The sequence below is a fragment of the Pseudomonas saliphila genome, from assembly GCF_008638345.1.
In the GTDB taxonomy this organism is placed as follows: domain Bacteria; phylum Pseudomonadota; class Gammaproteobacteria; order Pseudomonadales; family Pseudomonadaceae; genus Halopseudomonas; species Halopseudomonas saliphila.
In genome coordinates, this window is the sequence record NZ_VTVA01000008.1 from 119,863 (window position 1) to 134,211 (window position 14,349).

Annotated in this window: 16 protein-coding genes and 1 other RNA gene; 9 read left to right on the forward strand and 8 right to left on the reverse strand. The window is 59.4% G+C overall.

Annotated elements, in window-relative coordinates; translation table 11 throughout:
* Positions 1–7: 7 nt before the first annotated feature.
* Positions 8–577 (reverse strand): UPF0149 family protein, encoded by a 570-nt coding sequence (locus FHK95_RS10860; RefSeq protein WP_206668563.1) that lies wholly within the window; start codon positions 575–577, stop codon positions 8–10.
* 249 nt (positions 578–826) lie between these two features.
* Between FHK95_RS10860 and FHK95_RS10865 the strand changes: the two genes are divergently transcribed.
* The 4 genes from FHK95_RS10865 (at position 827) to FHK95_RS10880 (ending at position 2,169) form a co-directional block, all read left to right on the forward strand.
* A complete protein-coding gene (locus tag FHK95_RS10865; RefSeq protein WP_150304716.1) occupies positions 827–1,036 on the forward strand; it encodes a TIGR02449 family protein in 210 nt (69 codons plus the stop codon).
* Positions 1,033–1,335: a cell division protein ZapA gene (locus FHK95_RS10870; RefSeq protein WP_150304635.1), complete on the forward strand. Its 303-nt coding sequence runs from the start codon at positions 1,033–1,035 to the stop codon at positions 1,333–1,335. Before FHK95_RS10865 ends, FHK95_RS10870 begins: the two co-directional genes overlap by 4 nt.
* A gap of 42 nt (positions 1,336–1,377) precedes the next feature.
* Positions 1,378–1,556, forward strand: a non-coding RNA gene (ssrS, locus tag FHK95_RS10875) — 6S RNA.
* A 4-nt stretch (positions 1,557–1,560) separates the two neighbouring features.
* Positions 1,561–2,169: a 5-formyltetrahydrofolate cyclo-ligase gene (locus tag FHK95_RS10880; protein ID WP_150304636.1), complete on the forward strand. Its 609-nt coding sequence runs from the start codon at positions 1,561–1,563 to the stop codon at positions 2,167–2,169.
* Here FHK95_RS10880 and FHK95_RS20340 read toward each other — a convergent pair.
* Positions 2,150–2,278, reverse strand: a complete 129-nt coding sequence (locus tag FHK95_RS20340) for a hypothetical protein (protein ID WP_268977562.1) — start codon at positions 2,276–2,278, stop codon at positions 2,150–2,152. The genes FHK95_RS10880 and FHK95_RS20340 overlap by 20 nt on opposite strands.
* A 130-nt stretch (positions 2,279–2,408) precedes the next feature.
* Here FHK95_RS20340 and FHK95_RS10885 point away from each other — a divergent pair, with 130 nt between their 5' ends.
* On the forward strand, positions 2,409–2,879 hold the full coding sequence (locus tag FHK95_RS10885) for an EVE domain-containing protein (RefSeq protein ID WP_150304637.1): 471 nt from the start codon (positions 2,409–2,411) through the stop codon (positions 2,877–2,879).
* Positions 2,880–2,909: 30 nt separating this feature from the next.
* Here FHK95_RS10885 and ilvA read toward each other — a convergent pair whose 3' ends face one another.
* The gene (ilvA, locus tag FHK95_RS10890; RefSeq protein WP_150304638.1) at positions 2,910–4,421 is read right to left on the reverse strand and encodes a threonine ammonia-lyase, biosynthetic; all 1,512 of its coding nucleotides are present in this window, start codon (positions 4,419–4,421) and stop codon (positions 2,910–2,912) included.
* Positions 4,422–4,605: 184 nt separating this feature from the next.
* Here ilvA and rpiA point away from each other — a divergent pair, with 184 nt between their 5' ends.
* Positions 4,606–5,280: a ribose-5-phosphate isomerase RpiA gene (rpiA, locus tag FHK95_RS10895; RefSeq protein WP_150304639.1), complete on the forward strand. Its 675-nt coding sequence runs from the start codon at positions 4,606–4,608 to the stop codon at positions 5,278–5,280.
* Positions 5,281–5,298: 18 nt separating this feature from the next.
* Here rpiA and FHK95_RS10900 read toward each other — a convergent pair whose 3' ends face one another.
* Together FHK95_RS10900 and FHK95_RS10905 are read right to left on the reverse strand one after the other, a co-directional pair.
* Positions 5,299–5,964 carry a fumarylacetoacetate hydrolase family protein gene (locus tag FHK95_RS10900; RefSeq protein ID WP_150304640.1) on the reverse strand — a complete coding sequence of 222 codons (666 nt, stop codon included), beginning with the start codon at positions 5,962–5,964 and terminating at the stop codon, positions 5,299–5,301.
* A gap of 56 nt (positions 5,965–6,020) precedes the next feature.
* Complete coding sequence (locus FHK95_RS10905; RefSeq protein ID WP_150304642.1) at positions 6,021–7,415, reverse strand: FAD-binding oxidoreductase; 1,395 nt, start codon at positions 7,413–7,415, stop codon at positions 6,021–6,023.
* 176 nt (positions 7,416–7,591) lie between these two features.
* Between FHK95_RS10905 and serA the strand changes: the two genes are divergently transcribed.
* Positions 7,592–8,821 (forward strand): phosphoglycerate dehydrogenase, encoded by a 1,230-nt coding sequence (serA, locus tag FHK95_RS10910; RefSeq protein WP_150304644.1) that lies wholly within the window; start codon positions 7,592–7,594, stop codon positions 8,819–8,821.
* Between the two features lie 43 nt (positions 8,822–8,864).
* Here serA and FHK95_RS10915 read toward each other — a convergent pair whose 3' ends face one another.
* Entirely contained in the window at positions 8,865–9,353 is a 489-nt protein-coding gene (locus tag FHK95_RS10915) for a DUF523 domain-containing protein (protein ID WP_150304646.1), read from the reverse strand.
* Between the two features lie 21 nt (positions 9,354–9,374).
* Entirely contained in the window at positions 9,375–10,010 is a 636-nt protein-coding gene (locus FHK95_RS10920) for a 2OG-Fe(II) oxygenase (RefSeq protein ID WP_150304649.1), read from the reverse strand.
* A gap of 203 nt (positions 10,011–10,213) precedes the next feature.
* Between FHK95_RS10920 and FHK95_RS10925 the strand changes: the two genes are divergently transcribed.
* The gene (locus FHK95_RS10925; RefSeq protein ID WP_178114764.1) at positions 10,214–10,969 is read left to right on the forward strand and encodes a DUF2059 domain-containing protein; all 756 of its coding nucleotides are present in this window, start codon (positions 10,214–10,216) and stop codon (positions 10,967–10,969) included.
* Between the two features lie 40 nt (positions 10,970–11,009).
* Here the strand turns inward: FHK95_RS10925 and FHK95_RS10930 are convergent, their stop codons facing one another.
* Entirely contained in the window at positions 11,010–11,942 is a 933-nt protein-coding gene (locus tag FHK95_RS10930) for a phospholipase BipL (protein WP_150304651.1), read from the reverse strand.
* A gap of 169 nt (positions 11,943–12,111) precedes the next feature.
* On the opposite strand from FHK95_RS10930, the gene FHK95_RS10935 reads away from it, so the two are divergent.
* Positions 12,112–14,289 (forward strand): malate synthase G, encoded by a 2,178-nt coding sequence (locus tag FHK95_RS10935; RefSeq protein WP_150304652.1) that lies wholly within the window; start codon positions 12,112–12,114, stop codon positions 14,287–14,289.
* The last annotated feature ends 60 nt before the right edge of the window (positions 14,290–14,349 follow it).

Genomic DNA, 14,349 nt, shown 5'->3' on the forward strand with positions numbered 1-14,349 from the left:
GTACCTCTCAATGCAGGGATGCGGGCGGCTGATCCTGGGCTTCTGCAGGCTGGCATTCGCTGAACACCATCAGTACCGCCATGCGCACGTATTCCATGACTTCCATGAAGTCCACTTCGTTGGCTTCGGATTCCTCCAGGTCGGTCTGCACCTGTGCTATGGCGGCGAAATCCTTGAGGACACTGTCGACCTCCTCGCTCAACTCCTGCTCACGCTCGACCAGACCAAAACCGCCGAGAAAACCTTCACACCACTGGCCGAGGGCGCGGGTGCGGTGATCAATGGTCGCGCTGTCGTCCGGAATCAGCAAGGTCAGCTCGAATCCACTGCCAGACAGCTGGGCCAGACTGGCGTCGTGCAACTGCAGCAACAGAACCTTGCCCGCCTCGCCCGGTGCGGAAGTCCCGTCAATGACCTCGGTGGCGACACTCAACCAGGCGCCGTGATCAGGCCGACTGCCTGCGGACAGGCGGCCGATCAGATGGCCATGCAGCTCGGAAGGGTTACCTGCAGCGCCAAGCTCACTGAATAATTGGCTGTAGCGGTCATAATCGAATACGTCTGGCATCAAAGCCATAATGAAGGGGCCTCACGGGAAACAAAGACTGGAAGATTTGCGGAACGACAGCGGATATTAGTCATCTGCCGACCTGACTTAGGGTAATCTACTGCGCAAGAGGTTAGGGGTCCAGTCTGGTGACATGGCAGTGGCCGCAGCGCAGCAGCAAACGGCTCTCACGCACCCTGATACCGTAACGGCGATCAGTTTGACCCGCCTGCGGGCCCCTTCTATAGTTGGCGAAACCGGGATGGCAGAATGGCGCAAATGGACGAACCCGATATCGATACCCTGACAGAGAAAGTTGCACAGTTGATCGCGATCTGCGAACGGCTCCAGCAGCAGAACCAGCACCTGCTTTCACAGGAGCGCAACTGGCGCGATGAAAGGATGCAGCTGATCGAGAAGAACGATCTGGCCCGTCAGAAGGTCGAAGCCATGATATTGCGTCTCAAATCCCTGGAGCATGATTCATGAGCGAACCCCTAACCGTCATTCTGCACATCCTCGACAAGGAATACCGTATAAGTTGCCCACCCGAGGAGCGCAACAACCTGGAACTGGCGGCGCGTCATCTGGACAAGAAAATGCGCGACATCCGCAATAGCGGCAAGGTCATCGGCGTGGACCGGATTGCGGTCATGGCTGCACTGAACATCAGCCACGAAATGCTCACCGGCACGACCCACAAGAACGCCGCCTTCGAAGATCAGCAGCGCCAGATCACCGACCTCGTTGCCCGTCTGGATCAGGCCCTCGCCCGTCACCAGAACTGATCAACGGTATGAAATTCCGGAGCTACTTGTGTATAGTCCGAGACATCCCTGGGGTGTTTGCCAGCCGGAGATGTCCCTGAGCCGATACCTCTGTAAAAGGAGGCCACGCGTTGCAGTCAGTGTGCATGTCCGCATGACGGAAAGCCTGCGACTGCGCCGTGTCCACCACCTTGAACTGTCGGGTTCAAGGGCTAACCCGGCAGCGGCACTCTGGGGACCTATTTCATGAACGGCGAATCACGCAGCTCACTGCGGCGCCGTCTGCGCCAGACCCGGCGCGACCTCTCCCCCGCACAGCAACACCAGGCCAGCCAACGGCTTTTTCGTCAGCTGGCTCAACATCCGCTGTTTATTCGCAGCCAGCACATCGCCTTTTATCTCGCCAATGACGGGGAAATTGATCCTGCGCTGCTGATGGCGCATGCCCGGCGCCTGGGCAAGCAATGCTACCTGCCCGTCATCACGGGCTGGCCAATGGACCGGATGCATTTTCAGAAGATAACCGGGGACCAGCGCTGGGTGAAAAACCGCTTTGGCATTCTTGAGCCGGTGATCAAGCGCGGACTTCAGGCTCGTCCCTGGCGGCTGGATCTGGTGTTGATGCCACTGGTGGGATTTGATGAACAGGGCAATCGATTGGGCATGGGCGGCGGCTTTTACGACCGCACCTTTGCTTATCGCCGGTGGCGGCCCGTCTGGACCGGCGCGCGATTACTCGGACTGGCCCATGATTGCCAGAAGGTGGACGCGCTGCCCGTGGCGTCCTGGGACATTCCGCTCGACGGGATCGTCAGCGACCGGAAAACCCTGTTATTCAGGGCACCATCCGAATGACTTCCGGCGCGGGCGAATGCTCGATGAAGCTCTGCGTATAACCGGTAGTCACGACGCCCAGGCCGAACATGATGACGATTACCCACAACCAGTCTGGCTTGCGACGCATAGCACTCTCCCTGTTATTGTTATCCTTGACGCGCAGCGTGTAATCGCGTCGCTGCGGTGAGCTTCAGACGCCCACGCAGCAGCTTTTTTAAGATGTTTTTCCCCTCATGTCAAATTGGCGTCAAAAAAATATGCATTATTGGCTGATGAAATCGGAGCCGGATGTATTTTCGATCGGAGACCTGAAGGCCGCCAAGCGCGCGCCCTGGGACGGGGTGCGCAATTACCAGGCACGCAACAACATCGAGCAGATGCACGCCGGCGACCTGTTCCTGTTCTACCATTCGAGCTGCAAGCCGCCTGGACTGGCGGGTGTCGGCGAGATTGTCAGCGAGCCCTACCCGGACCGCGCAGCCCTCGACCCCAGCAGCCCCTACCACGACCCCAAAGCGACAGCCGAGAAACTGCCCTGGAAAGCGGTCGATGTGTGTTTCCGGGAAGCATTTGATCAGCTATTGAGCCTGGAGACGATCAGGACTCTGCCAGGACTTGAGGGGCTGGCTTTGCTGAAAAAGGCGAGTCGCCTGTCCGTGATGCCGGTGACTGCGGAGCAGTGGGAGATATTGGTGGGCGCGGCACGCAGTGCCGCCCTGGGGGCCTAACGCGCCTGCGCTACGCCGACCCCTCGCACATTATCCCAGATATAGGGCGTATGCCGGATTATCGGTCTCGTCCCAGTAGGCGTAGCCAATCGACTCCAGCGCCTCAGGCACCTTGGCCCGATCAGCCTCCGGCACCTGCAAGCCCACCACTACTCGGCCGTAGGCAGCACCGTGGTTGCGGTAGTGGAACATCGAGATATTCCAGCGCCCGCCCAGCTTGTTGAGAAAGTTGAACAAGGCCCCGGGGCGCTCAGGAAACTCGAAACGGTAAACCACTTCATCGGTGACCTTGTCCGCATGGCCGCCGACCATATGCCGGATGTGCAGCTTGGCCAGCTCGTTGTCGGTCAGATCGAGTACCGGAAAATCCTCCTGCAGGCGCGCCACCAGCGCTTCACGCGGATCATGCTCAGGATGCGTCTGCACCCCGACAAAGATGTGCGCTTCGGCATTGGTGTGGAAACGGTAGTTGAACTCGGTGATCGCACGCTTGCCGATCGCCTGACAGAACGCCTTGAAGCTACCCGGCTTCTCGGGGATGGTCACCGCCAGCAGCGCCTCACGCTTCTCACCGATCTCGGCGCGCTCGGCGACGTGGCGCAGCCGGTCGAAGTTGACGTTGGCACCCGAATCGATGGCGATCATCACCTTGCCGGTACAGCCTTCGCGTTCGACATATTTCTTGATGCCGGCGACGCCCAGACAGCCAGCGGGTTCGCAGATCGAGCGCGTGTCGTCGTAGATGTCCTTGATCGCTGCACACATCTCGTCAGTCGAGACCGTGATGACCTCGTCTACGTAATGCCGGCACACTTCAAAGGTATGCTTGCCGACCTGCGCTACCGCCACACCATCTGCAAACAGGCCGACCTGACTCAAGGTCACCCGTTTACCGGCCGCCAGTGCAGCCTGCAGACAATTCGACTCGTCCGGCTCCACGCCAATCACCTTGATGTCCGGCCGCAGATACTTCACGTAGGCGGCGATCCCGGCGATCAGCCCACCGCCGCCAACAGGAACGAAGATGGCATCCAGGGCGCCATGGTGCTGACGCAGAATCTCCATGGCGACGGTGCCTTGACCGGCGATGGTGTCAGGGTCGTCGTAAGGATGGATATACACCAGGCCTTTTTCGTCGACCAGCTTCTGCGAATAGGCCAGCGCCTCATCGAAGGCATCGCCATGCAGCACAACCTTTGCACCGCGGGCGCGCACGGCCTTCACTTTGATTTCAGGTGTGGTGCGCGGCATTACGATGGTCGCCTTCACGCCCATGTGGCGCGCAGCAAGCGCCAGACCCTGCGCGTGATTGCCGGCGGAAGCGGTAACCACGCCGCAGGCACGCTGCTCATCGGTCAATTGCGCCAGCTTGTTGTAGGCGCCGCGAATCTTGAAGGAAAAAACCGGCTGCAAATCCTCGCGCTTAAGCAACACCGTGTTGCCCAGCCGCTCGGAGAGAAAGGGCGCGGCGTGAATAGGTGTCTCGACCGCCACGTCATACACGCGCGAGCAGAGGATTTTCTTGACGTAGGATTCGAGCATTGACCTTCAGCTTGTTGAGTTGAATGGAATCGGGCAGTTTAGGGTCTGACGCGCTCTGGTCGCAAGCGGTGTACGGCGGCACACCCCGCCCGCTTAATGCAAATGCGCTGCCGCGCCCCTACACGGCGTCCACCAAGAGTCCGTATAATCGGCGGTCTATTCGCTGAATTTCGGAGAACGCGGCATGACCCAGGACGAACTCAAACAAGCGGTTGCCCAAGCGGCGGTGGATTTGCTGCGACCCAACCTGGAAGACAAGAGCGTCATCGGCGTCGGCACCGGCTCCACCGCCAACCACTTCATCGATGCGCTGGCCAAACACAAGGCCTACTTCGATGGCGCCGTGGCCAGCTCCGAGGCCACTGCCGAGCGCCTGAAAAGCCACGGCATTCCGGTTTACGACCTCAATAGCGTCGCCAGCCTCGATTACTACGTCGACGGCGCTGACGAAGCCAACAAACATCTGGAACTGATCAAGGGCGGCGGCGCAGCACTGACCCGCGAGAAAATCGTCGCTGCGGTGGCACGCACCTTCGTCTGCATAGCGGATGACAGCAAGCTGGTCACCACGCTGGGAGCATTTCCATTACCGGTTGAAGTCATCCCCATGGCCCGCAGTCATGTTGCCCGGGAAATCGTCAGACTCGGCGGCGACCCTGTCTACCGCGAAGGGGTGGTGACCGATAACGGCAACGTGATACTCGACGTGCACAACATGCAGATCGTTGATCCGCGCGGGCTCGAAGAAAAGCTCAACGCTATTGTCGGCGTGGTATGCAGTGGTTTGTTCGCCGCGCGCCCTGCGGACATCCTGTTGCTGGGCACCAGTGACGGCGTAAAAACCCTCAAGAAAGACTGAGCTGAAAACCGCGAAAGGCTATCCGACTACCCGCGTCGATTGCTCAAGCACACCCGGAATCGACAGCTCCAGCTGATCCCCCGGGTTTAACACGCCCACACCTGCGGGCGTACCGGTGATCACCACGTCGCCGGGCTGCAGGGTGAATACCTCGGCGATCTGCCGCAACAGGGTGAGAATTGGCGTGATCATCTCAGCGCTGTTGCCCTGCTGACGTACCTCGCCGTTGATCTTCAGCTGCAGCGGAATGTCGGTAAACATCAGACCCGCAGGCGCAACAAAGCTCGATAAGGGGCACGCTCCGTCGAATGCCTTGGCCCGTTCCCAGGGATGTGACTTGGCCTTGAGCTGGTCCTGCAATTCACGCAGGGTGAGATCCAGTGCCAGACCAATACCGCAGATGGCCGCCGCAGCCTGATCTTCGCTGACATCGCCACTCAGCGTTTCGCCGATCAGCAGGGCTATCTCGGTTTCGTAATGCACAGGACCGCGCCGAGGCGACAGCACTACGTCATCAGTCAAGGGCACCACGGCGGTAGCCGGCTTGATGAACAGCAGAGGCTCGGTTGGAACCGGGTTGTTCAGTTCGCGGGCATGCTCGGCATAGTTGCGACCGACGCAAACCACCTTGCCTACCGGAAGATCAAGGGGCGTCCCGTCAAGATAAGCGTGCTGATATGGCATGGGATGATTCCTGCATTATAAGGGCCTGCTGCTAACAAGCCTGGACTGAAACTGGCTCAAACAGCGAAGATCTTGCCCGGGTTCATGATGCCATTCGGGTCGAACACTGCCTTGATCGACTTCATGACCGCGATTTCCGCTTCACTGCGACTATAGGTCAGATAATCGCGTTTGGTCATGCCAACACCGTGCTCGGCGGAGATCGAGCCGTTATATTTCTGCACGATCTCGAACACCCATTTATTGACCGTCGCACAGCGGGCAAAGAAGTCGTCCTTGGACAGGCTCTCGGGTTTGAGGATATTCAAGTGCAGATTACCGTCACCAATATGGCCGAACCAGACGATTTCGAAGTCCGGATAATGCTCACCGACGATGTTGTCGATATCGTGCAGGAACGCCGGCACCTGGCCGACAGTGACCGAAATGTCGTTCTTGTAAGGTGTCCAGTGGGCAATGGTTTCGGAGATAAACTCGCGGAGCTTCCACAGGTTCTGCAGTTGTTGCTCGCTCTGGCTCATCACGCCATCCAGCACCCAGCCCTGCTCGACGCAATGCTCGAAGGTTTCCAGTGCCTGGGTGGCGATCTCTTCGCTGATCGCCTCGAACTCGAGTAGCGCATAGAAGGGGCACTGGGTATCGAAGGGCGCCGGCACATCACCGCGCGCCAGGACCTTGGCCATCGCCTTGTCGGAGAAAAACTCGAATGCCGTCAGATCGAGCTTGCCCTGAAAGGCATGCAGGACTGGCATGATCGAATCGAAATCCGCTGTGCCCAGTACCATCGCCGTCAGATTGCGTGGCGCACGCTCCAGACGCATGGTCGCCTCGACCACAAAGCCCAGTGTGCCCTCGGCACCGATAAACAACTGCCGCAGGTCGTACCCGGTGGCGTTCTTGATCAGGTCCTTGTTCAACTCAAGCAGCTCGCCGGTGCCGGTCACGACTTTCAGCCCGGCGACCCAGTTGCGGGTCATGCCATAACGAATCACCTTGATGCCGCCGGCATTGGTACCGATATTGCCGCCGATCTGGCTGGAGCCGGCCGAGGCGAAATCCACCGGGTAGTACAAGCCTTTATCTTCCGCGAACTGCTGAAGCTGCGCGGTGACCACGCCCGGCTGGCAGACCACCGAGCGGTCGAACTCGTTGAAAGCGAGGATCTGGTTCATGTAATCGAAGGACACCACGATCTCACCATTGGCCGCCACAGCCGCGGCCGATAACCCGGTGCGACCGCCCGAGGGCACCAGCGCCAGCTTCTGCTCGTTGGCGAAACGCACCAGCGCCTGCACCTGTTCAACGGTCCGGGGAAACACTACGGCCAACGGCGCTGGCTCGAAATGCTTGGTCCAGTCCTTGCCCCAGTTATTCAAGGTTTCGGCATCAACACGCACCTTGTCAGGCTCAACCAGGGTCTTCAGGGTATCGATCACGGCTTCAGGGGTCATGGCTGCTCTCAAACGAAATTCATGCTGCGCAGGAATAGATTTCACGCAGCGACCGGCATCAAAAAAAGGAGATTATGCTAGCATACGCGGCTTCCAACACAGGACACTTCTGTCGGCCACCAAGCCGCAAAGCGCTCCCGGCTCATTTCATCAGTACTACGGGAAACATTTACACCATGGCCATCACCTCGCTGGACAAAAGCAAGATCAAGTTTCTGCTCCTCGAGGGTGTGCACCAGACTGCCGTCGACACGCTAAAGGCAGCCGGTTACACCAACATCGATTATCACGCTGGCTCGCTGCCTGATGAGCAGCTCAAGGAAGCGATTGCTGACGCGCACTTTGTCGGCATCCGCTCACGCAGCCAGTTGACCGAAGATGTGTTCCGTCATGCCAACAAACTGATCGCCGTTGGGTGTTTCTGCATTGGCACCAACCAGGTTGACCTTGACGCCGCCCGTGAGCGCGGCATCGCCGTATTCAATGCGCCCTACTCCAACACCCGTTCGGTGGCCGAACTGGTACTGGCCGAAGCCATCCTGTTGCTGCGCGGCGTGCCTGAGAAGAACGCAGTTGCCCACCGCGGCGGCTGGCTGAAAAGCGCGACCAACTCCTTCGAAATCCGTGGCAAGAAGCTGGGCATCATCGGCTACGGCTCCATTGGTACGCAGCTGTCCGTCCTCGCCGAAGGGCTGGGCATGCAGGTGATTTTCTATGATGTGGTCACCAAGCTGCCGCTGGGCAACGCCAATCAGGTTGGCTCGTTGACCGAATTGCTCGGCGAAGCAGACATCGTGACCCTGCATGTTCCGGAAACTGCCGCGACCAAGTGGATGATCGGTGAGAAGGAAATCCGCGCAATGAAGAAAGGCGGGATCCTGATCAACGCCGCGCGCGGCACCGTAGTCGACATTGAGGCCCTGGCGGCTGCGCTGGCTGACAAGCATCTCAACGGCGCCGCCATCGACGTCTTCCCGGTCGAGCCCCGCTCCAACAACGACGAGTTCATCTCGCCGCTACGCGAATTCGACAATTGCCTGCTGACGCCACACGTCGGCGGCTCCACCATGGAAGCGCAGGCCAATATTGGTCTGGAAGTGGCGGAGAAGCTGGTGCGTTATAGCGACAACGGCACCTCCATCACCTCGGTCAACTTTCCGGAAGTCGCCCTGCCGTCGCATCCTGGCAAGCACCGTTTGTTGCATATCCACCAGAACGTGCCCGGCGTAATGAGCGAGATCAACCGGGTGTTCGCCGAGAATGGCATCAACATCTGCGGTCAGTTCCTGCAGACCAACGAGAAAGTGGGATATGTGGTGATCGACGTCGATGCTGCCTATTCCGACCTGGCTCTGGAGAAGATCCTGCAGGTCAAGGGCACCATTCGCAGCCGCGTCTTGTTCTGAGCGATCGGATTGAATTGGGCGGCGGGGCAATCCTGCCGCCTGTTCAGTTGGCTGCTACATCCAGCAGCGCTGCCAGTTGCTCCAGCTCGTCCTCGTTGAACACCCGCACCCCCGCCTGCCTCAATGCCGCCGCTGTCACCCCTTCACCCGCTACCTTGCGTCCGGTGAATGTACCGTCGTAGTTTTCATGGTTACCGCAGGAGGGACTGCGCGCCTTGAGAACGGCGAATCGAATGCCGTGTTGTTCCACCAGCTGTAACGCCCGTTGCGCACCGCGCAGAAATTCGGGGGTCACGTCATGCCCGGTCACGGTCCGCACCTTCAGCTCGCCTGCGAGCACGGCTGCACCCTGTCCGCCGGGTATTTCCGCAGGCGGACGCGGCGTCGGTAATCCGCCGACCACTTCCGGGCACACAGCCATTACTCGCCCCTCAGCCTGCCAGCGTTGCAGCAGGGTGAACGGCCCGCCAGCGCCGCCATCGTAGCGAACCGGTTGACCGAGCAGGCAACTGCTGACGAGTATCTTGTCCATCAGGCTTTCCATCATCAAATGCTAGCGCAGCAATGGATTAAGCGGGCGGCGGCGAAACCAGCCAACCAGGCTGGCGCGTTCCTTATGCGCCTCAAGCACCTCATGCAGTATGCGGTCGCTCATGAACACCACCAGCGTACCGCCGATCGGCGCTATGTCGACCACGCCGTCCTTGAGATGCATACGCAACTCGCCACCATCGCCTGGCTGCCAGTGCTGGTTGAGATAAGCCACCACTGACACCATGCGCAGGGGGTTGTTCTTGAAACGATCCAGGTGCTTGCTGTAACCGGCACCGGGGGGATACAAGGCGAAATGCGTTTCAAAGCTGTCGAGCCCGAGAAACAGAGCGCGATTGAGCGTTACGCGCAACTGCTCAAGACACTGCAAATACGCGTCCTGGCATGCCTGGGGTGAGCAGTCATCCAGCCAACGGGTGTAATCGCCGCGGATTTCCGGCACCACCGCCAGATCCGATCCCTGACCGATAGCCGCCGGGGTCAGTGCATCGTTTTCCCACATCTGACGACAGGCCTGCCCCAGCGCTGCGACCAGCTCGGCGGGGAACACCGCCGACTGAACCGACCAGCCTTTGGCCGCCAGATCGTCGGCCACCTGCTCAAAGCAGCTGGATACCGCCACGGGGAACTCGGACATCGATGGTTTACTCAATAAGAACCTTGGAGTCAGCCGGTCGGCTGGACAGAATCGATCCGGAACAGGATCGACGTCATTGTAGCCCGATCACCAGACTCTGTTTATATTTCGTAACGATCGCTACCAGGTCAACCAACACTGGAGCTCGACAAGCTCGCGACTCCAGCGGACACTACTTCGCCATCCCCACTATTGAGACATCAATGCGCCTGACTGCTCTGCACACCCTGATTCTGACCGTTCTGGCTAGCCTGTTGCTTCATACCCTGCCCGCCAACGCTGCCCCGGGCTCGACCGCAGCGCTGTATCAGGCCTCGGGCATGAATCAGCACCAGGAGCACTTCCAGTTTGCTCTCAAGGCGGCGCAGCAGCGTTACGCCCAGCAGCTTCCGGCGAGCGTATATGAAACCCTGGTTACCCACAGCAATCTGCGTTTTGCCCCCAAGGGCATGCACGATCGCGCCCTGGCACGCTTGGCACTGACCCTTCAGGACGAGGATCAGAGTCAGGCGCTGGCCTTTTATGACAGCGTGCTGGGCCGGGCAGTCGTCAATGCCGAAACACGCGCCACCTCACCCGCCTCGATCGTTGCCATGCAACGCGGCTTGCCGGCACTCCAGTTGAGCCCCGAGCGACGCGCGCAGGTCGAACGACTGAGCGAACTATTGCCAGCGCTGGACATTGGCGTTGAAGTCTCGCTATCACTCGCCAGTCTGGCAGCTGCCAGCGCTAACAGCTTTCTCGGTGGTCTGATGCAGATCCCGGAATCGGTGGTCACCAGCCGTCGCGGCGACCTTCGCAACCAGATGCAGCCCAATCTTCCGTCGACCTTGGCGCACGTCTATCGCGACCTGAGCGACGAAGAACTGGCGGGATTGATCAAGTGGAGCGAGTCGGAGCATGGCAAGCTGTTTTATAGTGCGGTGGAACTGGCCGTACGCGACGCGCTGAATCCCTGAGCGCCGACGCTATCGGGCTCAGACCAGCACAGGGACTGTATCAGTAGCCCAGTCGGTCGCTCAGCCAGTCCAGATATTCCTTGCGCAGCGCCTTGCCTTCATTGGCAAGGTGATGCCGGGCCTTGGGCAGGTAGAGCAGGTCAGGGGCATCGAACTTTTCCTGCAGAACCTTGATATTGTGCTGCCAATCCACAGTGCCATCTGCCTGACCCTGAATAATCAGCGGACGGTGCGAGGAAGGTGTAGCTGACTCAATGCGCGGAATCCATTTCTCCAGCGCCTGAACCCAGGCAACCGGCAGTATTTGCGCCTGAAGCGGATCGCGCTCGCGGATGAATGCGAGAAAATCCGGATCATTGGAATTGTCGGTAAAACGCCTGCCTAGCTGCTGGATAAAACCGCCAAGCAACTTGAGGCTCATCTGCGACATCCCCCATTGGCGCGGGCGAACCAACGGGGCCATCAGGATACTTTCGCCCGTCTCGGTCGGCATCTCACCGTGCAGCAAGCGGTCTATCAGTATCGCACCACCGGTGCTCTGCCCGAGAAAATGCCAGGGCCCCGGCAAGTTCCACTCCGCAGCGCGCTGCAGCACCCCATCCAGCGCCTTCTGGTAACGCAGAAAGCAATCAATGCTCGCTCTGTCACCGCTGGACAGGCCGTGTCCCGGCAAATCGAAGGCGAGCACGGCCAACTTGTGCCCCAGCGCCCACCGAATCAGATGCCGGTACAGGCCCATGTGGTCGTAATACCCATGCAGGATGACCAGCGTGCCTTTCGCCTGCGGCGGTCGCCACATCTGAACTGCCAGATCAAACCCGTCAGCGTGCACCTTGCCGAGGTGCTGTTCGACATGCCGACTGAAATCGATGCCATAGTAACCAGCATACTTAAGCGCAGCCGCATCCGATGGCCTGCCCGGCTCAAGCTCCGGCAGGCCTTCGATCAGCAAATCGAGAAAAGCATGATCCATTAACATTCCGTCATGATACGCCTAAGTTCGAACACAGAGCCCTTTGGGCAGCACGTTAGAATTCCACGTGCCGGGCATGATTTGCAACCTGTCATCGTGTAACATGCTGCCTCTCCAAATTCCACGTCCTGCGTGTTTGCGCAGGTTGTCTGCAGAGTGAGGGTTTTCCATGACTGAACGCGTCCAAGTCGGCAACTTACAGGTTGCTAAAATACTCCACGACTTCGTCAATCAGCAGGCCATCCCGGGCACCGGTGTCGATGCCGACGTCTTCTGGTCCGGTTTCGAGAAGCTGATTACAGACCTGGCGCCGATCAACAAGGCCCTACTCGCCAAACGCGATGATTTCCAGACCCAGATCGATGCCTGGCACAACCAGCGCGCCGGTCAGGCGCACGATCCGGTCGCCTACAAGGCGTTCCTGCAGGAAATCGGTTATCTATTGCCAGAGCCTGAAGACTTCAGCGCCACGACCGAAAACGTTGACGAGGAAATTGCTCGTCTGGCCGGCCCGCAGCTGGTCGTACCGGTCACCAATGCACGTTTTGCGCTGAATGCGGCAAACGCCCGCTGGGGCTCGCTGTACGATGCGCTGTACGGTACCGATGCAATCTCCGAAGAAGATGGCGCCACCAAAGGTCCGGGCTACAACGAGATCCGAGGTAACAAGGTCATTGCCTTCGCGCGCGCATTCCTCGATGAGGCAGCCCCGCTGGCCAAAGGTTCACACGTCGATTCCGTCGAGTATGTCGTCACCGACGGTCAATTGGCGGTAAAACTCAAAGATGGCAGTCAGACCGGCCTAAAGGATGCCGCACAGTTTGTCGGCTTCCAGGGTGCGCCTGAATCCCCCAAAGGGGTGTTGTGCAAGCACAACGGCCTGCATTTCGAGATCCAGATCGACCCCACCAGCAATGTTGGCCAGACTGATCCGGCGGGTGTCAAAGACATACTGATGGAAGCCGCGCTGACGACCATCATGGACTGCGAAGACTCCATCGCCGCCGTCGATGCCGAAGACAAGACTCTGGTCTACCGTAACTGGCTGGGCCTGATGAAGGGCGACCTGGCCGAGCACGTGTCCAAGGGCGGCAGCTCCTTCACCCGCACCATGAATCCGGATCGCGAATATACCGGCGCAGATGGCTCCAGCCTGAGCCTGCACGGGCGGTCGTTGCTGTTCGTGCGCAACGTTGGCCACCTGATGACCAACGATGCGATCCTCGACAAGGACGGCAATGAAGTACCTGAGGGCATCATGGACGCCGCGATTACCAGCCTGATCGCCGTCCATAATCTCAATGGCAACACTGCCCGCCGCAACACCCGCACCGGCTCCGTCTACATCGTCAAACCGAAGATGCACGGACCTGAAGAAGTCGCCTTCGCCACCGAGCTGTTCAGCCGCGTCGAAGACCTGCTCGGCCTGAAGCGCAACACCCTGAAAGTCGGCATCATGGACGAGGAGCGTCGCACCTCGCTGAACCTGAAAGCCTGCATCAAGGCCGCCAGCGAGCGCGTTGCCTTCATCAACACCGGCTTCCTCGACCGCACCGGTGATGAGATCCATACCTCCATGGAAGCCGGCGCGATGGTGCGCAAAGGCGAAATGAAGGCGGCCAAGTGGATTGGCGCCTACGAAAACAACAACGTCGACGTCGGTCTGGCAACCGGTCTCAAGGGCCGCGCACAAATCGGCAAGGGCATGTGGGCCATGCCTGATCTGATGGCAGCAATGCTTGAGCAGAAAATCGGCCACCCTATGGCGGGCGCGAACACTGCATGGGTGCCATCCCCGACTGCGGCCACGCTGCACGCCTTGCATTACCACAAGGTCAACGTCGCAGAGCGTCAGGCCGAGCTGGCCAGCCGCACGCCAGCATCGATCGATGACATCCTGACCCTGCCTTTGGCCACCAACACCAACTGGTCTGCCGAAGAAATCCAGCAGGAACTGGACAACAATGCCCAGGGCATCCTCGGCTACGTTGTGCGCTGGATTGACCAGGGTGTGGGTTGCTCCAAGGTTCCGGATATCAGTGACATCGGCCTGATGGAAGACCGCGCTACCCTGCGTATCTCCAGTCAGCACATTGCCAACTGGCTGCGTCACGGCATCTGCACCGAGGAACAGGTTCTGGAAACCATGCAGCGCATGGCTGCTGTAGTGGACCGTCAGAACGACAGCGACCCGGCCTACAAGGCGATGGCGCCTGATTTCGACAACAGCGTTGCCTTCCAGGCGGCAGTCGAGCTGTGCATCGAGGGCACCAAGCAGCCTAACGGCTACACCGAGCCGGTCCTGCACCGTCGCCGCCGCGAGTTCAAAGCGAAACACGGCTGCTGATCCGCTTGCGGTAGTACAAGAATCCCGGCCTTAGTGCCGGGATTTTTTATGGGTACGCCA